The organism is Demequina sp., from assembly GCF_016278765.1.
In the GTDB taxonomy this organism is placed as follows: domain Bacteria; phylum Actinomycetota; class Actinomycetes; order Actinomycetales; family Demequinaceae; genus Demequina.
Genome location: NZ_JADQBE010000011.1, coordinates 30,065 through 49,855 on the forward strand (window position 1 = coordinate 30,065; position 19,791 = coordinate 49,855).

19 protein-coding genes are annotated in these 19,791 nt (G+C 68.2%); 11 read left to right on the forward strand and 8 right to left on the reverse strand.

What is annotated here, in order from left to right; translation table 11 throughout:
- Positions 1-16 precede the first annotated feature (16 nt).
- Positions 17-1,012 (forward strand): stage II sporulation protein M, encoded by a 996-nt coding sequence (locus tag QZZ29_RS02125; protein ID WP_291381013.1) that lies wholly within the window; start codon positions 17-19, stop codon positions 1,010-1,012.
- A gap of 7 nt (positions 1,013-1,019) precedes the next feature.
- Here QZZ29_RS02125 and QZZ29_RS02130 read toward each other — a convergent pair whose 3' ends face one another.
- From QZZ29_RS02130 to QZZ29_RS02150, 5 genes are all read right to left on the reverse strand, one after another.
- The gene (locus QZZ29_RS02130) at positions 1,020-2,312 is read right to left on the reverse strand and encodes a DUF58 domain-containing protein (RefSeq protein WP_291381014.1); all 1,293 of its coding nucleotides are present in this window, start codon (positions 2,310-2,312) and stop codon (positions 1,020-1,022) included.
- A 3-nt stretch (positions 2,313-2,315) separates the two neighbouring features.
- On the reverse strand, positions 2,316-3,290 hold the full coding sequence (locus tag QZZ29_RS02135) for a MoxR family ATPase (RefSeq protein WP_291381045.1): 975 nt from the start codon (positions 3,288-3,290) through the stop codon (positions 2,316-2,318).
- Positions 3,291-3,400: 110 nt separating this feature from the next.
- Positions 3,401-4,600: a DUF4350 domain-containing protein gene (locus tag QZZ29_RS02140; protein ID WP_291381016.1), complete on the reverse strand. Its 1,200-nt coding sequence runs from the start codon at positions 4,598-4,600 to the stop codon at positions 3,401-3,403.
- Positions 4,597-5,226 (reverse strand): DUF4129 domain-containing protein, encoded by a 630-nt coding sequence (locus QZZ29_RS02145; protein ID WP_291381018.1) that lies wholly within the window; start codon positions 5,224-5,226, stop codon positions 4,597-4,599. The genes QZZ29_RS02140 and QZZ29_RS02145 overlap by 4 nt, the downstream gene beginning before the upstream one ends.
- Complete coding sequence (locus QZZ29_RS02150) at positions 5,227-6,357, reverse strand: glycerophosphoryl diester phosphodiesterase membrane domain-containing protein (protein WP_291381019.1); 1,131 nt, start codon at positions 6,355-6,357, stop codon at positions 5,227-5,229.
- A 99-nt stretch (positions 6,358-6,456) separates the two neighbouring features.
- Between QZZ29_RS02150 and mtrA the strand changes: the two genes are divergently transcribed.
- From mtrA to secA, 6 genes are all read left to right on the forward strand, one after another.
- Entirely contained in the window at positions 6,457-7,140 is a 684-nt protein-coding gene (mtrA, locus tag QZZ29_RS02155) for an MtrAB system response regulator MtrA (RefSeq protein WP_291381021.1), read from the forward strand.
- A 74-nt stretch (positions 7,141-7,214) separates the two neighbouring features.
- A complete protein-coding gene (mtrB, locus tag QZZ29_RS02160) occupies positions 7,215-8,762 on the forward strand; it encodes an MtrAB system histidine kinase MtrB (protein ID WP_291381022.1) in 1,548 nt (515 codons plus the stop codon).
- Positions 8,759-10,468 carry an LpqB family beta-propeller domain-containing protein gene (locus tag QZZ29_RS02165; protein ID WP_291381023.1) on the forward strand — a complete coding sequence of 570 codons (1,710 nt, stop codon included), beginning with the start codon at positions 8,759-8,761 and terminating at the stop codon, positions 10,466-10,468. Before mtrB ends, QZZ29_RS02165 begins: the two co-directional genes overlap by 4 nt.
- Positions 10,469-10,652: 184 nt before the next feature.
- Positions 10,653-11,333, forward strand: a complete 681-nt coding sequence (locus QZZ29_RS02170; protein ID WP_291381024.1) for a ComF family protein — start codon at positions 10,653-10,655, stop codon at positions 11,331-11,333.
- 130 nt (positions 11,334-11,463) lie between these two features.
- Positions 11,464-12,108 carry a ribosome-associated translation inhibitor RaiA gene (gene raiA, locus QZZ29_RS02175; protein WP_291381025.1) on the forward strand — a complete coding sequence of 215 codons (645 nt, stop codon included), beginning with the start codon at positions 11,464-11,466 and terminating at the stop codon, positions 12,106-12,108.
- Positions 12,109-12,318: 210 nt separating this feature from the next.
- Positions 12,319-15,210, forward strand: coding sequence for a preprotein translocase subunit SecA (gene secA, locus QZZ29_RS02180; RefSeq protein ID WP_291381026.1), 2,892 nt, complete (start codon positions 12,319-12,321; stop codon positions 15,208-15,210).
- A 6-nt stretch (positions 15,211-15,216) separates the two neighbouring features.
- Here the strand turns inward: secA and QZZ29_RS02185 are convergent, their stop codons facing one another.
- Positions 15,217-15,654, reverse strand: a complete 438-nt coding sequence (locus tag QZZ29_RS02185; RefSeq protein WP_291381027.1) for an Rv3235 family protein — start codon at positions 15,652-15,654, stop codon at positions 15,217-15,219.
- Positions 15,651-16,448 carry a LysM peptidoglycan-binding domain-containing protein gene (locus QZZ29_RS02190; protein WP_291381028.1) on the reverse strand — a complete coding sequence of 266 codons (798 nt, stop codon included), beginning with the start codon at positions 16,446-16,448 and terminating at the stop codon, positions 15,651-15,653. Before QZZ29_RS02190 ends, QZZ29_RS02185 begins: the two co-directional genes overlap by 4 nt.
- Before the next feature lie 128 nt (positions 16,449-16,576).
- Here QZZ29_RS02190 and QZZ29_RS02195 point away from each other — a divergent pair, with 128 nt between their 5' ends.
- Positions 16,577-17,092 (forward strand): hypothetical protein, encoded by a 516-nt coding sequence (locus QZZ29_RS02195; RefSeq protein ID WP_291381030.1) that lies wholly within the window; start codon positions 16,577-16,579, stop codon positions 17,090-17,092.
- Between the two features lie 4 nt (positions 17,093-17,096).
- Here the strand turns inward: QZZ29_RS02195 and QZZ29_RS02200 are convergent, their stop codons facing one another.
- Positions 17,097-17,312 (reverse strand): helix-turn-helix domain-containing protein, encoded by a 216-nt coding sequence (locus tag QZZ29_RS02200; protein WP_291381031.1) that lies wholly within the window; start codon positions 17,310-17,312, stop codon positions 17,097-17,099.
- 111 nt (positions 17,313-17,423) lie between these two features.
- Here QZZ29_RS02200 and QZZ29_RS02205 point away from each other — a divergent pair, with 111 nt between their 5' ends.
- The 3 genes from QZZ29_RS02205 to QZZ29_RS02215 are packed head-to-tail and all read left to right on the forward strand — an operon-like array spanning position 17,424 to position 19,736.
- Complete coding sequence (locus tag QZZ29_RS02205; protein WP_291381032.1) at positions 17,424-18,044, forward strand: hypothetical protein; 621 nt, start codon at positions 17,424-17,426, stop codon at positions 18,042-18,044.
- On the forward strand, positions 18,041-19,255 hold the full coding sequence (locus QZZ29_RS02210; protein ID WP_291381033.1) for a hypothetical protein: 1,215 nt from the start codon (positions 18,041-18,043) through the stop codon (positions 19,253-19,255). Before QZZ29_RS02205 ends, QZZ29_RS02210 begins: the two co-directional genes overlap by 4 nt.
- A gap of 49 nt (positions 19,256-19,304) precedes the next feature.
- Positions 19,305-19,736 (forward strand): hypothetical protein, encoded by a 432-nt coding sequence (locus QZZ29_RS02215; protein ID WP_291381034.1) that lies wholly within the window; start codon positions 19,305-19,307, stop codon positions 19,734-19,736.
- The last annotated feature ends 55 nt before the right edge of the window (positions 19,737-19,791 follow it).

The window sequence follows — 19,791 nt, forward strand, 5'->3', positions numbered from 1 at the left end:
GTGGCAAGGTAGGCACATGGATCTCGACGCGTTCTCCGCGGTGCGCGAGCCGCGGTGGCGCAGACTCAAGAAACTCGGTTCGATGAGGCGTCTCACGGGCGCTGAAGCGGACGAGTTCACGCGGCTCTACCAGCACACCGCGACGGACCTCGCCATCGTCCGGTCGAGTGCGCCCGACCCCGCGATCGTGTCGCGACTGTCCGTGTTGCTTGCGGGCTCGCGCGCCTCGCTCGCGGGCGCGAGGGAACCGGTGTGGCGCGAGTTAGCCCGCTTCCTTGCGTTCAGGTTCCCCGCAGCCCTATATCGCCTGCGGTGGTGGACGGTGGCCACCATGGCGGGGTTCTTGGTGGTCGCTATCGCCGTGGGCTTCTACACGGCGGGCCACCCCGAGGTGCTGGCGCAGATGGGTTCGGAGGCGGATCGCCAGCAGTACGCTCAGACGGCCTTCGCGTCGTACTACTCCGAGAGCCCCTCGCTGTCATTCTTCAGCCGCGTCTGGACCAACAACGCCTGGGTGGCAGCGTTCACCATCGCGGGCTCCTTCACCGGCGTGGTGCCGCTGTATGTGCAATACCAGAACGCGGTGAGTGTGGGCGGCGCCGGCGCGATCATGCACGAATTCGGCTATCTCGACATCTTCTTCCAGCTCATCGCGCCTCACGGGCTTCTCGAACTCACTGCGGTGTGGGTCGCCGGGGGAGCCGCCTTCAAACTGTTCTGGACGATCCTCGCGCCCGGCCCGCGGTCGCGCTTGAGGGCGATGGCCGAGGAGGGCCGCGCGATGTTCGGCGTCGCGCTGGGCCTCGTGGTGATTCTGCTTGTCTCGGGCGTCATCGAGGGTTTCGTGACCGGCTCCGCGTTGCCGTGGGCCGTCAAGATCGCGATAGGAGTGACCGCTCTTGCCGGCTTCTGGGTGTACGTGCTTGTCGCGGGCCGACGGGCGTGGCGCGCGGGTTTCACGGGTGACGTGGGCGAGGACTCACGGGAGGCCATCGCCGCGACGAGCGGCTAGTGCGGGCTCAGAGCCGCCCCGCGGCCTTGAGTTCGAGATAGCGGTCAGCGAGCCGCGGCGCGATCTCTTCCGGTCCGCCGGAGACCACGTCGATTCCGCTCTTGCGTAGGCGCTCCGAGATGCCTTTGCGTTCGAGGTCGAAACGGGTCGCAGCCGCCGCGCCATACACGTCGAGCGCGTCCTCACGGAGCGACATCATGGCGACCACGTCCGGGTCGTCCACCGACGCCACCACCATCTGATGCTTGCGGGCCACGGGAGCCAGTGCGCGCAGCATGCCTGACTCGACCGCCGCCGGGTCGATGCTGGTGAGCACCACCACAAGAGCGCGCTGGCCGAGGGCTTCATCCACCACCGACGCCGCCGCGGACCAGTCCGCCTCGATGAGCCGGGGCTCCAGGGGCGCTAACTGTGTGGCGAGAGCGGCCATCATCGCGGGTCCCGACAGTCCCCGCACGCGAGAGCGGACGGTGCGGTCGAAGGCGATGACCTCGACACGGTCGCCGGCCTTGGACGCGAGTGCGGCGAGCAGCAACGTCGCCTCGATCGATGTGTCCAGGCGGGGCTGGTCGCCCACCCGCGCGGCCGCGTGACGGGAGGTGTCAACCACGATGAGGACCCGTCGGTCGCGCTCTGGACGCCACGTCCGCACCACCACGTCAGACCGCCTGGCGCTCGCGCGCCAGTCAATGGAGCGGACGTCGTCGCCGATCACGTATTCACGCAGGGAGTCGAACTCGGAGCCGGCGCCTCGCACCCGTACCGCGCTGCGCCCGTCGAGTTCGCGCAGTCGCGCAAGCCGCGACGGCAGGTGACGCCGCGAAGCAAACTCGGGGAGCACTCGCAGGGTGGCTGGCACGGGAATCGACAGTTGGCGGCCCGCGAGGTGGAGCGGACCGTTGACGCGCACCACCACCGGACCCGCGTGGAGGTCGCCGCGGCGCGAGGGCACGAGCGGCGTGCGCATGCGCCGCATTTCGCCAGGCGGCAGGTCGAGTGCGTGGCGGTCCCCTGTGGCCTCGGCGGAGGGCTGCCACGCGTCCCGGACGAGGCCGCGCACGTGCCTGCCGGTGGGGTTCGCGACATAGACCGTGCTCGTGGTGGCTTCGAGGCGACGCACGGACCCCTCAAGCGTCCGCCGAGCGCCGAGTCGGCGGGGCGACGGCGTCAGCGCCACGTCGAGCAGGACGGCCGCGAGCACCAGGATGAGCCACGCCCACACCGTTTCGGGGCGCGCAGTGACCACGGCGAGTGGCACGGCGCCCGCCATGAGCGCGACCGACGGCCAGGACAGGAACATCGGCTACCGGGGCACGGGAACGGACGCGAGCACGCCGTCCAGCACGCTGGTGGTGGTGACGCCCTCGAGTTCCGCCTCCGCTCGCAACTGAATCCGATGGCGCAATGTCGACACGGCCAGGGTCTTGACGTCGTCGGGGGTCACGAAGGTGCGGCCCGACAGCCAGGCCCATGCGCGCGCGGTGGCCACCAGAGCGGTCGCGCCACGCGGCGAGACCCCAAGCGAGGTTGACGGAGCGGACCGGGTCGCCCGGCATACGTCGGCGATGTAGCCGAGCACCGCGTCGTCCACGTGCACCTTCTCCACCTCCGCGCGGGCGGCGGCGAGGTCTTGGCCGCTCGCGACTGGGTGCACCCCGGCGGCGGCGAGGTCGCGCGGGTTGAACCCATCGGCGTGGCGACGAAGCACCTGCACCTCAATGTCGCGAGGCGGAATCGGCAGGTCGATCTTGAGGAGGAACCGGTCGAGTTGAGCCTCGGGAAGGGGATAGGTGCCCTCGTATTCGACCGGGTTCTGGGTGGCGATCACCATGAAGGGGTCCGGCAGCGGCCGGGGCACCCCGTCGACCGTGGCCTGCCGCTCTTCCATCGCCTCAAGCAGCGCAGACTGCGACTTGGGAGGAGTGCGGTTGATCTCGTCACCCAGGAGCAGGTTGGTGAAGATGGGGCCCTCGCGGAAGTGGAACTCCGCCGTGCGCGCGTCGTACACGAGCGATCCCGTGATGTCCCCGGGCATGAGGTCCGGTGTGAATTGGATGCGCTTGGTGTCCAGCGACAGCGATTGCGCCAGCGCCCGCACCAGGAGCGTCTTGGCAACGCCCGGCACGCCCTCGAGCAGGACGTGGCCGCGGCACAGCAGCGCGATGACGAGGCCCGTCACCGCGGCGTCCTGGCCCACGACGGCCCTGCCCACCTCCGTGCGGATGCTGGCCAGGGTGCCCACCAGCTCCGAGTAGTGCGGCACCTCGGGCTCGGACACCGCCGGGCCCGGAGCATCCGGCGGTGTGCCCTCCGGTTCAGGAACCGGAGGGCCAGGATGCGATGCAGGGGCTGCCTCGCCGTCGTGCCACGGGGTCTCGGGTGTATCGCTCACGTGGGATCAACCTCACTTTCCAGGGCGTCTAGGCGCCGTACCAACTCAAGCATGGAGGCCTCGTCGCGTGGCGGCGGACCAAAGAGCAGGGCGTCGACGGCGGTGGTCTCCTCCAGTGTGGACGCCGCCACCGCGGACGTGAGCGCGGCGCGGTCGGCGTGGGGGCCGAGGCCCAGTCGCTGGGCGAGCCTCCTGGCAGAGCCGGCGCGCAGCGCGGCGGCGGCATGCCCCAACGCACGCCCGCGCCGGTACAGCCGCGCCCGCCCCCTGGTGGCTTCGGAAGCCGGCACCACCACGGGAAGCGGCTCAGTCATCAGGGGTCCCACACGTCGACCCCGCCACAGGCCGGCCATGAGGAAGACAAGAGCCGCCGCAAGCGCGGCCGCATTGACCCATGCGGGCGCTCGGAGCACGACGCCTCCCTGGCTGTCGCTGCCCAAGGTCGAGAAGTCGTAGGGAGTGCCCATATACCAGGCAACCTTGTCAGTCGTGCCGAGCAGGTGCAGGGCGAACGCGGCATTTCCCGCGTGCGTGAGCCACGCGTTGGTCACCAGCGACGGAGCCGCGATGACGGACATCGGTTCCGCTGACGTGCGCGTGACGCGCGCCAGAACGCTCGCGGAGGCGTCGTTCACGAAGCAGGCCGACACGGTCGCCGTTCTCCATTGCAGGGTGATTCGGGACCCTGGCGCCACGACTGTCCCAGCGTTCTGCGCCGCCGGCAGGTCGCACCGCGCTAAGACCGGGGACTCTCCTTCCGCACCGCCATAGGCGAGGCTGCCGTGGATGTATTCAACGTCGGAGCCGTCGGGCGCGAGCCACACGATGGGTCCGGGCCACGCCAGGATCGAGTCGATCTGATCGCGGTCCAGGTAGGAGTAGCTTGCGATCACCAGCGTGCCGTCCGCACCCAGCGCGCTGTGGGCACCTGACAAGGTCGCGGACTCTGTCACGTCGACGCCTTGCTGGCGCAGAATCTCCGCGACCGCTCGTGCGCCTTCGGGCTGGGCGTTGTTGATGCTCAGCGGCGCCGTGGAGGACGGCGCCCGGGTGAAGACCAGGATCGCGAGCACCACCAACGACACCGTGACGAGGGCGATGACCCATCCAAATCGCCTCCACCCGGTGCGGACCGTCGCGCCTGCTGTCGAGCCATCTCCCACCACAAAACCGGGAGGCAGCGCATGCAGCGTCACGAGGTCACCTGCGGTATGGAGCGGGCCCTGCGCACCTCGGACTCCAGGGTCTCCATGCGGGACGAGTCTTGCGCGGTCGCCTCGCGGTGGCCGTAGCACAGCGCGTCGAACGTCGTCGCGGCGTGGCGAAGTTCGACGGCATGCGGGCGGACGGCGGCGGCGATGTCTCTGGCCGCCTCGCGAGCCGTGCGGCCGGCGCGATCGTCGATGATGAGGCGCTCTTCGCAGCCGCGAACGAGGGCGCGAAAGTGCTCAAGCGTCGCGGACGTGTGGTCGCCGACCCGGGCGGCCGCGTGCGCGGCGTCCCGGATGTGCTCCGCCGTCCGCGCGTCGTCTCCCAGAAGGACGGCGGCGCTGCGGCGCCGCCGCTGCCGCGCCGCAGGAATAGCCACCCGCGTGGCGATCACGATCAGTGCGACCACCACGAGCGCGCCGAGGAGGTAGCCCGCCGGGGGTATCGACGTTCCGGTGCCAGCATCGAACAACCTGGCCACGAGGTCCGAAAGCCAACGCCCGAGCCGGTCCGCAAGAGACTCCCCACGGTGATAGATCGACTTGGACAACTCGTCGTCGGCCCACCTTCGCGCCGTGTCAGGATCCGGCGTCACCGGGATAGAAAGGCGCATCTACACACCCGAACGCGCTGCGGCCTGAGCCAGCACGAGGTCGAAGCCCTCGCGCCGCATCCGCTGATCGGTGTAGACCACGGCCGTCACCGACGCGACGTACACGGTGGACAGCAGCAAGCCGACGTAGGACGCGACGGCCAGCAGGAGAATCATCAGACCGGTGGGTGGCGAGTCGGAGTTGAGGAAAGCAAGCGGCATGAGCACGCCCACGGGCGCGGAGATCACGTTTTGGATGACGCTGGTGATGATGGTGGCGACCAGCAGCACGGAGAGAATCATCCAGAACCGGCCAGTGGTGAGACGCCACGAGCGCCGCATCGACGCGATCGGTCCGAGCCGTTCCAACGCCGCGGCAGGCAGCGTGATGCACAACCTGATGGCAAGCCACGCCACCAGGACCACAGACCCCAGGCCCACAATGACGCCCACGATGACCGCAAGCACCGGGGCGACGAGCGCGGACAGGACGATCACGCCGATCACGACGCCGTAGCCGAGAACGAGCGCGAGCGTCATGAGCAGGGTGATGGCGATCACCGTGGGCATGCGCCTCAGGGCCCGCGTCCAGGCCTCGCGAGCACCGATGACCTCACCAATGACGGAGCGTCCGACTGATACCGAACTGATGACCGTGACCATGGTCAACAGGAAGGTCGCGACCAGTGTTCCTAGCGCGAGTCCCACGATTGACCCGGCGGAGAACGCCTGTTCGTTGGCGTTGGGGTCAAAGGACAGAGTGCTGCTGAAGTACTCGTAGCCGAGTCCGAACATCGCCGCAGTCGCACCCAAGGCGACCGCGCCATTGAGGCCGATCATCACCTTGGGGTTGTGGCGAAGCGCCTTGATGCCGCCGTCAAGAAGCTGGCCAAAGCTGAGGGGCCGTAGCACGATGATCCCCGGCTTGTACCGCGCGTACGCGTCGGTGGCGGTGTTCGCTGCGGAGGGGGCGGTGGAGACCCCCGGGGCCGCCGGAGCTGGGCGAAGAGCGTCGGGCACGGGCCAACCGCCGCTGCCAGGAGTCGGTGCTGCGGGGGCGCCGCCGCTGGGCGGTTCGGGAGGCGTCCAGCCCTGCGGCGCGCCGTCGGGAGGGGCCCAGCCGCCGTTGCCCGACGTGTTGTCGTCCGTCACGACCCCTCCTCGACTATGTGTCGCCCATCTTGCCATGCTAGGTCCACTGTCCCAAGGCGTGTACTCACGGCAATTCGTGGGGCGTGGCATCATGGCGATATGACTGCAAAGATCCTGGTGGTCGACGACGATCCCGCCGTCGCCGAGATGACGGGCATCGTGCTTCGTGCCGACGGCTTCGACCCCGTGTTTTGTGACCACGGCGACCGCGCGGTGGGGATCTTTCGGGCCGAGCAGCCTGACGTGATCTTGCTCGACCTCATGCTGCCCGGAAAGTCGGGCATCGATATTTGCCGGGAGATTCGCGCAGAGTCGGGTGTGCCGATCATCATGTTGACCGCAAAGTCGGACACGGTGGATGTGGTGCTTGGCTTGGAGTCCGGCGCAGACGATTACATTCCGAAGCCGTTCAAGCCGCGCGAACTGATCGCACGAGTGCGTGCCCGCTTGCGTCGCAATGACAACGTGTCGCCTGGCGTGGTGCGCATCGGCGACCTTGAGATCGACGTGACCGGCCACCGTGTCACCCGGGCCGGTGAGGTGGTCCAGTTGACACCTCTCGAATTCGACGTGCTGGTCACCTTGGCGAGGGCCCCCGGCCAGGTGTTTACGCGTGAGGTGCTGCTCGAGGACGTGTGGGGCTACCGCCACGCCGCGGATACCCGGCTGGTGAATGTTCACATCCAGCGGCTTCGCGCCAAGATCGAACGTGATCCCGAGAATCCCGAAATTGTGCTCACGGTGCGCGGGGTGGGCTACAAAGCTGGCGGCCACACGTCGTGAACTTCAGCGCGCGTGCGGTAGGCACGATGCTGCTCGCGCCGGCTCAGAAACTTTGGCGGCGGTGGACGCGGTCCATGCTGCTGCGGGTCATCACCTCGACGCTGGTGGTGGGCCTTGCTGCGGTGGCGGTATTGGGCGCGTACGTGACCACTCAAATCCGTGACGGCCTCGTGGAGAAGCGCGTGGAGCGCATCCTCGTGGAGTCGGCGAGAGATGTCGACACCACTCAGCAGACGTTCGAGGCGTCGCCAGCGGAGACCCCAGGCGAACTCCAGCAACTCGTGAACGACCAGGTGGCAGCCCTCAGCAAGCTGGGGGGCGAATCCCGCGACATACTCCTGGTGCGCGCACCGGGGAATGACTCCGACGTGTTCCTCACACCGTCGGGCGAAGGGGCGTTGCTGTCGATCATCACCCCCGATCTGCGTTCAAAGGTGGCCACCGGAGAAAGCCAGTACTGGCAACATGCCGCAGAGCCGGACGGCGGCGGGCCCGCCGTGGTGGTCGGCGCGTCCCTCACCTTGAGATCCGCCGGCAATTACGAGATGTACTTTGTCTACTCGCTCGCCGACGAGGAGGCCACGTTGGAACTCATTCAACGGGTGCTCGCGTTCGGCGCCACCGTGCTGGTGGTGCTCGTGGTGTTCATGACCTGGACCGTGACGTTGCAGGCCGTGCGGCCCATCCGAGCTGCCGCCCGCGTGGCCGCGAGGCTGGCCGACGGCCACCTGTCCGAACGCATGCGCGTCAAAGGCAACGACGAGATGGCAACCCTCGCCACGACGTTCAATGACATGGCCACGTCATTGCAGCGTCAGATCACCCGTATGGAGGACCTGTCCCGGCTGCAGCGGCGATTCGTCTCGGACGTTTCCCACGAACTGCGGACGCCGCTGACCACGGTGCGGATGGCGTCGGACGTGTTGCACGAGGCGCGCGCCGACTTCGCGCCGTCTGTCGCGCGCTCCGCGGAGCTCCTGGCCACGCAGTTGGACCGCTTCGAGGCGCTACTCGCGGACCTCCTGGAGATCTCCCGCATCGACGCTGGGGCTGCCCAACTGGACTTCAAGGACCACGACCTTGGCGACGTGGTGAGGGATCAGGTCGAGACCCTCGCCCTCCTGGCCTCGGAGCAAGGTGTCGAACTGAGGCTGTGGATGGAGGAGGGCCCCCACATCGCGTCAATGGACTCTCCGCGCGTGGGGCGCATCGTGCGCAATTTGCTGTCCAACGCGATCGAGCACGCGCAAGAGGGACCGGTCGACATCGCGGTGGCCTCCACCGCGCGCACCGTCGCGGTGGTGGTCCGCGATTACGGCGTCGGCCTGTCGGCCTCGCAAGTGCAACGGGTCTTTGACCGGTTCTGGCGCGGCGATCCGGCTCGAGCGCGCACCATGGGCGGCACAGGCCTCGGGTTGTCGATCGCCCGCGAAGACGCGCTGCTGCACGATGGCGTCCTGGAGGTGTCCGGGCGGCCAGGCGAGGGCGCGTCGTTCCGGCTGATGCTTCCGAGCGGCTCTCGCGGCCTCGGGCTTCGCGAGCCATTGCCCCTCGACATGGTCGAGTCCGACTTCCCGGAGGTGGGGCCGCGCGTGGTGCTCGCGGCGGAGGCGGAACTGTGAGGCGCGCACTGCTGGTGTTGGCCGCGTGTCTCGCGCTTGCGGCGTGCACGTCGATCCCTACGAGCGGCGGCGTGAAGGCGGGGGACCCCGACGTGGAGCAGGCGGGTCCTCTCTTGCCGCTCCTGCTGGGCCCGGCACCCGCCGCGACTCCCCGCTCGATCGTGCAGGGTTTCATCACCGCATCGGCTGGCGGTTCGTTCCTTGGCTTCGATGTGGCGCGCGAGTTTCTGACCGGCCCGGCCGCCATCGACTGGGACCCCCTCGCGAAGGTCACCGTGTTCGATTCGCGTCAGGTGGTGCCGTCGTATAACGAGGAGACGGGCATCTTCACGTACTCCGTGCCCGTCGCTGCGGAGGTGGACCCTTCCGGAGTGATGGTGGCGGCATCCGTCGACGTGCGCAAGGACTTTGAGTTTCAGGTCGGCACCGACGAGTTCGGTCGATATCGCATCACCGCACTCGATGACGGCATCGTGATGTCGGCGGCGGACTTCGACCGCTTCCTACGGCCCGTGAGCCTGTACTTTGCCGCGGAGGATGGCACCACCATGGTGCCGGAGTTGCGGTGGTTTGCCGACAACGACCAGATCGCGACCGCGACCGCACGGGAACTCGTCGCCGGCCCCTCGCCGTGGCTGGCTGGCGGAGTGACCACGGGTTTCCCGCCCGGCTCGGCACTGGGCGTCGACTCGGTCGTGGTCACCGAGGGAGTGGCGAGTGTGGCGCTCGCCTTGGGCTCCGCGGGAGACCCCGCTCAGCGTTCCCTCGCCCAGCAGCAGATGCTGAAGACGCTCACGCAATTGCCGACAGTTCAGGACGTGGTCACCACGGTGGGGACGGTGCCGCTGGGAGGCGACGACTCCGTGACGCTTTCGCCGGCGGTGCTTCCGGGGGAGCGTGCGCTGGTGGTGGCCGACGATCGGCTCGCCCTCTGGGACGGAGCAACGTTGGTGGTGACGCCCGCCGACTCGGGCGCGGTGCCCGCGCAATCGCACGGCTTTGCGCTCGGCTATGACGGCACCACCGTGGCCTTTGTCCTGGGAGGTTCGGTGCAGATCAGCACCGCCCTGGCGCCGGAAGCGAGTCTGATCCCGATTGACCAGGCGGCGGCGCCCACGCCCGATGCCGTGGCGGAGTTCACGGAACTGATTCCGGGTTCGGCGATGGTGGCGCCGTCGTTCGACGTCTACGGCTGGGTCTGGAGCGGTGAGGTAGCGTCTGACGGCGTGCTGATCGCCTCCGCGCCGGGCCACGACGCGGTGCAGATCGAGGCACCCTGGCTCGCCGGATCTTCCATTCAGTCCGTGGCCGTGTCCCGCGACGGTGCGCGGATGGCGGTCCTCAGCCGGTCGGGTGTGGAACAGGTCCTTGAGGTGGTGGCGATCGCACGCGACCCGGACGGACGCCCGCTCGCGGCAGGCACACCGCTGGCGTTCGGGCCCACTGTCAGGCCGTCCATCGATCTGGAATGGGTCGATGACATCTCGGTGGTAGCGCTAGGCAAAGAGTCCGGCGAAATGTCGTTGGCCCAGATCGGCGGCTGGACCACCGACTTCACCTCCTACACGGGAGCCACGGCTGTGACGGCTCGCAACGGGTTGCGCACCTTGCTCGCGGTGGCGTCCACCGGCGAGTTGGTGGCCAGGTCTGGCAATGGCTGGGCCCCGAGGTTGTCGGGCGTGAGGGACGTCGCATACTCGGGCTGACCCGTCGTCCCCAGTCGCGAATCTCGTCGACTCTCCTGTCATCGCGGCGCAACCACAGCGTGGCGGCCCGCGAGCGAGGCACCCTGCCGTGGTGGACACAGCCTGTGGTCGGACGCTGGGGGCACCAGCTCCGCGTCCGTGGCCATCGCGCCACCCCGCATGGTGGGTGCGGGGTCTGCAGGACGTGGCACGGGCTGTGGTGCCCGTGCAGTGTCCCGGTTGCGGACAGCGCGACGTGCTCTGGTGTGAGGAGTGCGAGGCCCCCTGGTGGGAATCGCCGCTGCGTTCCGAATCGGCCGCTCCGCGGCTCGACGTACCGGGCCAACCGGCGTTGCCCGTGTGGGCCATTGCCTCGCTCGTCGGCACCAACCACGGCATGGTGTCGGCCTGGAAAGACTCGGGCAGGCGTGACCTCGATGTCTTCTTCGCTCGTGCGGCCCGACGCGGGGCCCAGGACATCGCGAGCGCCGTGGGCCCCCAGATCGCCGTGGTACCGGTGCCTGCTCGTCGCCGCAGTACCCGGCGCCGTGGCATCGACTTGCCGATGCTGCTTGCGGAGGCGACGGCGGCGGGGTTGTCCGACGCGGGAGTCGACGCCCGGGTCACCAAGGCGCTGACGATCGGGTCTGGTGAGCAGCGTGGGGCCAGTGCTCGCGAACGCTGGCGGCAAGCGTCGAGCGTGCGCGCAGTGCCGCACCTCAGCGTGTCCGGCCGGGCTCTCTTGGTGGACGACGTCGTGACGACGGGGGCGACCATCGTGGCCGCTGCGAGGGCGCTTGAGGTGACTTTCCTCACGGTGAGCGCAGGGTTTTGCCTCGCCTCGGCGCCGGCGTCTGGCGCGCGTGGCTCAGGGGAAGTATCGTGATCCACAACGACGACCATCTGGTCACACCTTCTGAGTCGGAAGGGGGTGATGCGAACGGCGCGAAGAGGCGCCCTCATCACGTCCCGTCCCGCCGCGCCAACGTGCGGCACCACTCGAAGGAGCAGTTGCCATGGACATTGCCATTGTGGGTCGCCACACCCGAGTCACCGACGACATGCGCGAGCGCATCAACGCGAAGATGGAAAAGATCGCGGCGCTTGCCCCGAAGGCAACTCGTGTCGAGATTCACGTGGTCCATGAACGTAACCCCCGATTGGCGGCCGACGCGGAGCGGGTCGAGATCACGCTTCACGATCGCGGAGTGATCCGCGTCGAAGCCTCGGCCGACGACCGCGTGGCCGCGCTGGAGCTTGCGTCGGCCCGCATCGGCGACCGCCTTCGCAAGTTGCACGAACGCCGTGCGCATCGCCACCAGGGAGCTCCCGCCATTCGCGAGGTGGTCAAAGCCGACGCCGCCGCATCCGACTCGCGCGTGAAAAGTGTCGAAACGTGGGAGGGAGCACCCGGAGACTCGGTGAGGGAAATCCCGCTCGACGGCACCCCCATCGTGATCCGCTCGAAGACGCACACCGCCGAGCCGATGTCCGTCTCAGAAGCGATCGACCAGATGGAACTCGTAGGGCACGACTTCTACTTATTCCTCGACAGTGACAGCCACCTGCCCAGCGCCGTCTATCGCCGGCGCGGGTGGACGTACGGCGTCATCCACATCGACCCGGTTGACGTCGACACGGAGGAGCGTAAGTCCGCCTAACCGCGGCAACACCTCCGGGCGCCGCACCCGGCGACCGCGCCCCCGACGGGCGTCTGGTGCGGCGCCCCACTCGGGGCTCAAAACGGCGCGGCCGTTCGTTCTAGCGTCTGACAGCGCGGGCCAGACGGTAGGGTCGGTGCGGCACGCTGGGTGTGGCCGCTGTGTCGTTGCGCCCACGCAGAATCGAACCTCAGTTGGCGACCGCCTAGGATGGACGGTGGCCCACGCAGGAAGGCGGGACATCACACCGTGGCAGTACTTGATCGGATCATTCGCATGGGCGAGGGGCGCCAGTTGCGCCGCCTTGAGAAGGTAGTCGCCCTCACGAACGCGCTCGAAGAGGTGTACGTCGACCTGACGGACGAGGAGTTGCGCGGACTCACCGCAGACTTCAAGGGCCGAGTCGCGGCGGGCGAAAGCTTGGACTCGCTGATGCCCGAGGCATTTGCGGCGGTGCGGGAGGCCTCCAAGCGCACGCTCGGACTGCGCCACTTTGACGTTCAGATCATGGGCGGCGCGGCCCTGCACGGCGGCAACATCGCCGAGATGAAGACCGGCGAAGGCAAGACCCTCGTGGCGACACTGCCCGCATACCTCAACGCCCTCGAGGGCCAGGGTGTGCACGTGGTCACGGTGAACGACTATCTCGCCAGCTACCAGTCCGAGCTCATGGGGCGTGTGTTCCGGTTCTTAGGGCTGGAAACCGGCTGCATCGTCTCGGGCCAGGACCCCGCCGCGCGCAAGCGCCAGTACTACGCGGATATTACGTACGGAACCAACAACGAGTTCGGCTTCGATCACCTGCGCGACAACATGGCGATGGACCCGTCGCAGCTGGTGCACCGCGGCTACCACTACGTGATCATTGACGAGGTGGACTCGATCCTCATCGATGAGGCCCGTACCCCGCTCATCATTTCCGGTCCCGCCGCGGGCGACAATCTTGAGTGGTACGTGCGGTTCGCGCGACTCGTGCGGGACCTGAGGGCCGAAGAGGACTACGAGGTCGAGGAGAAGCAGCGCGCCGTCGGAATCCTTGAGCCCGGCATCGACAAGGTCGAGAACGCGCTCAACATAGAGAACCTGTATGACCCCGCGAACACGCCGCTGATCGGATTCCTGAACAACGCCATCAAGGCGAAGGAACTGTTCCGCCGCGACCGCGAGTACGTGGTCCAGCAGGGTGAAGTCCACATCGTCGACGAGCACACGGGCCGGCTCCTGTCGGGGCGCCGTTACTCGGAGGGCCTACACCAGGCGATCGAGGCCAAGGAAGGCGTGCAGATCAAGGCCGAGAACCAAACGTATGCCTCGATCACGCTTCAGAACTACTTCCGCCAGTACGACAAGCTCTCGGGCATGACGGGTACTGCACAGACCGAAGCCGCTGAACTCAACGCGACGTACGGCATGAACGTCATTTCGATCCCCACCCACAAGCCGATGATCCGCCTGGACCAGTCGGACCTGCTGTTCAAGTCTGAACAGGCCAAGTACGATGCGATCATCGAGGACGTTGTGGAGCGTCACCACAACGGCCAGCCGATGCTCATCGGTACCGTCTCGGTCGAGAAGTCCGAACAGCTGAGCAAGGAACTGCGCAGGCACGGCATCCAGCACAAGGTGTTGAACGCCAAGCAGCACGATGCCGAGGCGGCCGTGGTGGCCGAGGCGGGTCGCAAGGGCGCGGTCACCGTTGCCACCAACATGGCCGGTCGTGGGACCGACATCATGCTGGGCGGCAACCCGGAGTTCCGGGCGGTGCAAGAGATGCACAGCCGCGGCATTGACCCGCATGACCAGCCGGACGAGTACGAGCGCGTGTGGGATGGCGTGTTCAAGCAGGCCACCAAGGATGTGGCCGCTGAACACGAAGAGGTGTTGGCGGCCGGCGGACTGTACGTCCTGGGCACGGAACGCCACGAGTCTCGTCGCATCGACAACCAGTTGCGTGGGCGTTCCGGTCGTCAGGGAGACCCGGGCGAGTCCCGGTTCTACCTGTCGTTGGAAGACGACCTGATGCGGATGTTCCAGTCGGGCCTTGCGGCCACGATGATGAACTCGAGCGCGCTTCCAGACGACCTGCCGATCGAGTCGAAGATGTTGACGCGCGGAGTGCGTAGCGCGCAGGCCCAGATCGAGGGACGCAACGCGGAGATCCGCAAGAACATCCTGAAGTACGACGACGTCGCGTCGTCGCAGCGTTCCATCATCTACGGCGAGCGCCGCCGCATTCTCAACGGTGAGAACCTGCACGACGAGGTTCGCGGTTTCGTGGACGACGTCGTCGGCTCGACGGTGCGGGCGGAGACCATGGTGGGCGCGTCCGATGACTGGGACCTGGAGGCTCTGTGGGTTGACCTGCGAGCCATCTACCCGGTGTCTCTCACGGTGGACGAGGTGGTGGAGGAGGCGGGTGGCTTGCGCTACCTTACTCAGAGCTTCCTGGAGCGCGAGCTCACGGCCGATGCGCGCATCGCGTATGACGCCGTGGAGGAGCGGATCACCCCCGACCTGATGCGTCAGGTGGAGCGTCAGGTGCTTCTGCAGGTGATCGACCTGAAGTGGCGCGAGCACCTCTACGAGATGGATTACCTCAAGGAGGGAATCGGACTGCGGGCGATGGGTCAGCGCGATCCGCTCATTGAGTACCAGCGCGAGGCCCACCAGATGTTCAGCGCCATGTCCGACGCGGTCAAGGAGCAGGCGCTCCAGGTCCTGTACCGCGTGGAGAAGCGCGAACAGGCGCCTCAGCCGGCCGCGACGGTGGACGCGGCGAGCGCGGCCACGACGGCTCGCACGGCTCCCAAGGCCATGGGAGATGCCCCTGCCGCGTCCGGTCCCAAGGGTGACGGCGCGCAGTCGCGAAGGCAGGTCCCCGGTTCCACCATGACCGGCGGCGGCCCGGTGACGTCGTCGATGGGCGCACTCACGTATTCCGGTCCGTCCGACGACGGCTCCGGCAAGGCGTCCACGACCAAGGCGAAGGCCGCCAAGAAGTCAGAAGCGGACGGCGGCACGTTCCCCGGCACGGCGAAGAATGCTCAGTGCCCGTGCGGATCTGGCAAGAAGTACAAGATGTGCCACGGGAAGAATGAGTAGCGCGCGCTAGCCGACATCGAGGGCGGTGGTGAGCCACCGGCCCGCGCACGCTTCCAGCCGCATGGCCATCGGGTGTGCCACGTCGCCCTCCATGACAACGAGGCCGGCCTCGACGGCGGTGGCGCTCACGCGGCACACCCGAATGCGTGCGACCACGATGTCTCCGCGGGTCACGTAGCGAGCCCGGCGGGCGAGCGAGTGTTGCTTGAGAAGCGACGTGCGCAGGGTGGGGGTGATCCACCGCGTCAGGGTGTCGATTCCGTGTGCTCCCAGGGCGACGTCCAGTGCCGTGCGAGCTACCGTGCACGCCAAGGGCGTCGGGTCGCCGAGAGCGCGCCGCTTCCGATACGCCGTGGGGACAATGGATGGCGGCGCGGCCGCTGGCATGGGTTGCCGGGCGAAGGTGGAACTCGACTCGAGCGCCGCAGCGGCGACGGCGGTCATGGCTGGAATCCCGTGGGAACGGTGAGTACAAGCCCAGGGTGAATGAGGGCCGGATCCGCGCCGACGGCGTCGGCGTTCGCGGCATACAGCTGAGGCCACGCCCGGTTGATGGAGGCATCGCTCGCCCCAGGTCCCAACAAAGCCGCCGTGATGCGCCACAAGGAGTCGCCGTGCTCCACGGTGTAAGTACAGGGGTGCGCGGGCCCGTCGTCGGCCCCTGCCGCGCTTGTGCCTTCCGGCGCGGCGTGGGCAGGCGGTTGGTGACGAGCCGATGGCAAGGGTGCTGGTTCGGGAGGCGCGGCCACGAAGCCGACCGCCAGCGCGCCGCCGCCGGCGGAGGGCGGTGTGGTGCTGGGAGGCGTCCAACCGACTGACGTGGCAACGGTCGGGGAATGCGCCGGTGCGGGTGCCGCGGCCGACGGCGGGACGGGCTCGCCCCATCCCACGTGCGGCGTCGTCGACGAGGAGGCCAGGGCCGGGCCGGCAACGCCGGCGGTCATGGAAATACCCAAAGCGGTGGCCGTGACGCGCTGCCACGACGGCGGCGCGAGCGCCGCCACGAACCGCGGCACGGCCCGACCGCCATGGAGAACGGCACCCAGCAGCATTGCCCACCCGGTGATGGCAAGATACCCGGCCGCAACAGCTCCGATGCCCGCGGCGCCCATCGCCACGAGGTTGTCCACCGCAGCCGCGGTCCCACGACCCTCCCACAGTGCCCACGCGGTGCGTGCCAGTGCCCACGCCACCGCCGGCAATCCCAGCACGGCGATCCATGCGGCAATTCTGCTCATGATGCGCATTACCCCTCCCAAGCATCGTATGACTGCGTTTAATGCGGTTTGATGATGTTAGGTATACACGAGCGTGACGAGCGTGTCGACCGTTCCTGTGGATATGTGGGGTCGCTACGGTGTTCCCCATGCGATGGGATGACCTGTTTTCGGACCTCGAGGCGCAGCTGAGTGCGGCACAGGACGCGCAGTTCCAGGCCGATGTCTCCGACCTGACCCGGTCGGAGCGGGCATCGATCGAGCTGGCCGAACGCCTGCTGACCGCACGCGGTCAGTCCGTGGCGTTGACGTTGCGCGACGGCGAGATGGTGCGGGGGGTGGTGGTGGACGCGGCCGTGCAATGGTTGCTGTTGGAGGCAGGCGGACCGCAGACGCTGGTGCCGATGCGTGCGGTGGCGCTGGTCTCCGGGTTGCCGCCGCGCACATCCCACGTCACCGAGGTGGAGCGCCGCCTGGGCATCGGGCATGCGTTGCGCGCGTTGGCACGTGATCGCGCGCGCGTGATTGTCGACTTTGGGGTGGGAGAGGTGACGGGCCTCATCGCCATCGTGGGCGCCGACTACGTAGAGGTGTCCACCTCGGTGGGCGCCATGTCCGCGGTGCCGATCGACGCGATCATGCGCGTGCGTTCGGCGATGTCATGAGCCGTCAGTCCTCTGCGCCGCCGGCCTGAACCTTGTCTCGCGTGGCCTGGTATTGGCGGGCGATGTAGTTCTCGAGTTCCACCGATTCGACGCGCCACTGGCCGCGGCCGCCCACCTGAATCGCGGGTAACTGCCCCGAACGGACCAAGGCGTATGCCTGGGGCGAGGAGATGTTCAGAACCTCCTGAACGTCGGCGAGTGTGAGGAACCGTGGGGCCATGCCCCTCATTGTGGCACTCGATGTTCGGCGCGGGCGCGTTTTCCACAGTGCGGTGGCGCGCAATGACGTCCTCGGGCAAGATGAGGCCCAGAACGAGAGAGGGGGTCTCGCATGAGTGACACGCCTGTGGCCGGTCGGCTGAGGCGGCCGGGGTGGCGCGATCCGCGCCTGGTGGTGGGCCTGCTGCTGATCTCCGTGGCCGTGATCGCCGTCACGGGCATCGTCCGGTCGGCCGACACGACCGTTCCCTATTACGCGGCCAGACACACCCTGACGCCGGGAACCATCCTCAGGATGTCCGACGTGGTCGTAGTCCACGTTCGGATCCCCGAAGGCGTCTATGCCGCGCCCGGCCAGCAGCCGTGGGGTCAGGTGGTGACGCGAGTCATCGGAGACGGCGAACTGGTGCCACACGACTCTCTCGCAGACCCGCAGGACTTCGACGGTCGACCCATCGCGGTGCGGACCAACCTTCCCCTCGCGGACGGCGTGGAGCGCGGTTCCACCGTGGACATCTACCTGACCCGCACAGACGCCGATGAGCCGCGCACCGAGCTGGTGGCGTCCGGCCTGGTGGTCGAGGCGGTCGACCACGATGCGGGGTCATTCTCGGCCGGGTCCGTCGAAACCGTGTACGTGGTTGTCCCGCGGCGGGACGTCGAGCGATTCCTGGACGCGCTCGCGACCAAGGGGGACATCTCGGTGGTGGGCCCACCGGGCGGTGCCGCGTGACCGTCGGGGTGCTGATCGCGGTCCGTGGCCCGCGCGAGAGCGCAGTCGCCGCCGCGGTCGGTGTCGCGCCGGGACTCAGCGTGGCGCGCCGATGCGCCGACCTCACGGAGGCGCTCGCGGCCGCCCGTGCGGGCGTCGGCTCCGTGGTGCTGGTGTCCGAGCAGTCGCAACTGCATCGTGGGGTGGTGGCCGACTTCACGGCCGCGGGTCTCGCCGTGGTGGGAGTTCCGTCGAGTCAGGATGCGGAGGATCACCTCCGGAGCCTGGGCATCGATCAACTTCTGCCAGCCGACGCCGACGCGGCGGCGGTCCTCGCATCCGTGAGTGCGGCGTCGAGCCGTGTCGCGTCGACCGAGCGAGCCGACGACCCTCCCGAGCGAGAAAGCGTGGGGCGCGGTGTCATCATCGCGGTGTGGGGTCCCACGGGCGCACCGGGGCGCACCACGCTCGCCGTGTCCATGGCCTATGACCTCGCACTCAAGGAACCGACGGTTCTGGTGGACGTCGACACGTACGGTGGCGCGGTGGCGCAGGCACTGGGACTGTTGGATGAGGCACCCGGCATCGCGGCGCTGGCCCGGGCCTCCTTGCAAGGCTCCCTCAGCGAGGACACCGTGAACCGCCATGCCCTCCAGGCGGCGCCCGGACTCCGGGTGCTGTCGGGAGTGACTCGCGCAGACCGCTGGACGGAGCTCTCGGCGTCAGCACTGGAACCGGTGTGGGAACTGTTGCGCGGGCAAGCGGCGGTCACGGTGGTGGACTGCGGATTCTCGCTGGAGCGCGACGAGGAACTCCAGTACGACACCCACGCCCCGCAGCGCAACGGCGCGACCCTGTCCGCGCTGGCGGCGGCCGACGTGGTAGTGGCCGTGGGCAGCGCGGAACCGCTGGGAATCCAACGGATGGTGCATGCGCTCGCGGAGCTCGACGCGGTAGTCCCCGTGGAGACGACTCCACGGCTCGTGGTAGTGAACCGCGTGAGAGGGTCCGTGGCGGGCCAGCGTCCGCGCGAGGCCGTGGCGGACGCGTTGCGGAGGTACAGCGCCGTCGAGGAGGTGTGGACCGTCGGTTGGGACCCGCGTGCATGTGACGCCGCCGCGCTTGCGGGTCAGGCACTTGGGGAGCGTGCGCCGAGATCCACGGCACGCAGAGGGATTCAAGCCGTCGCCGCGGCCGCTCGCGGTGCGGCTGTGGTGACCACCCGGGCGTAGCAGGCGCGTCATCCTGCGCGCCACGGCCGCTGAGGGTCACACTGGGGGCATGAGGGTATACATCCCCGCCACCATCGACGAGCTTGCCCTGCAGACCTCGGGCCAATGGGAGCCGCAACGGGCATACGCCGTCTCTGACGTGTTGAGGGACGCCATGCCCGCCCTCGACGAGGATGAACTGGCGGAGTTCGCTATCGACGCAGCAGGCATGGCCTCGGCGCTCGAACTGGGCTCGCGGCTGCGCGCCGTGGTGGCCGCCGACGTATCTCGCGCCGACGCCGTCGCGGACGGCGCCAGGCATCCCGCCGCGGTACGCATTGCGGGCAGGCTCGACCCCGCGTCGATCGCGTGCGTCTTTGTGGACGAGGAAGAGGCGGCGGTCGATGCTCGGGCCGCCCTCGAAGGCGACGACGACGCCGCCGAGCGCCTCGCCGACCGTACCTTGCTCTGGTATGACCTGGCCGAGGTGATGGGGGGCTAGAGCTTTCGTTCGTCGGCAGTACCCACGTGCGTTTGGGCGGTCAATGCTGTCACCT

Bases quoted from the DNA above. Each gene is read 5' to 3' on its own strand.
- mtrB (WP_291381022.1), top strand. From the start codon at position 7,215: ATGCTGCTGCGGGTCATCACCTCGACGCTGGTGGTGGGCCTTGCTGCG.
- QZZ29_RS02145 (WP_291381018.1), bottom strand. From the start codon at position 5,226: ATGCGCCTTTCTATCCCGGTGACGCCGGATCCTGACACGGCGCGAAGG.
- secA (WP_291381026.1), top strand. From the start codon at position 12,319: ATGGACGGTGGCCCACGCAGGAAGGCGGGACATCACACCGTGGCAGTA.
- QZZ29_RS02185 (WP_291381027.1), bottom strand. From the start codon at position 15,654: ATGACCGCCGTCGCCGCTGCGGCGCTCGAGTCGAGTTCCACCTTCGCC.
- QZZ29_RS02200 (WP_291381031.1), bottom strand. From the start codon at position 17,312: ATGGCCCCACGGTTCCTCACACTCGCCGACGTTCAGGAGGTTCTGAAC.
- QZZ29_RS02205 (WP_291381032.1), top strand. From the start codon at position 17,424: ATGAGTGACACGCCTGTGGCCGGTCGGCTGAGGCGGCCGGGGTGGCGC.
- QZZ29_RS02195 (WP_291381030.1), top strand. From the start codon at position 16,577: ATGCGATGGGATGACCTGTTTTCGGACCTCGAGGCGCAGCTGAGTGCG.
- QZZ29_RS02125 (WP_291381013.1), top strand. From the start codon at position 17: ATGGATCTCGACGCGTTCTCCGCGGTGCGCGAGCCGCGGTGGCGCAGA.
- QZZ29_RS02190 (WP_291381028.1), bottom strand. From the start codon at position 16,448: ATGAGCAGAATTGCCGCATGGATCGCCGTGCTGGGATTGCCGGCGGTG.
- mtrA (WP_291381021.1), top strand. From the start codon at position 6,457: ATGACTGCAAAGATCCTGGTGGTCGACGACGATCCCGCCGTCGCCGAG.
- QZZ29_RS02215 (WP_291381034.1), top strand. From the start codon at position 19,305: ATGAGGGTATACATCCCCGCCACCATCGACGAGCTTGCCCTGCAGACC.
- QZZ29_RS02130 (WP_291381014.1), bottom strand. From the start codon at position 2,312: ATGTTCCTGTCCTGGCCGTCGGTCGCGCTCATGGCGGGCGCCGTGCCA.
- raiA (WP_291381025.1), top strand. From the start codon at position 11,464: ATGGACATTGCCATTGTGGGTCGCCACACCCGAGTCACCGACGACATG.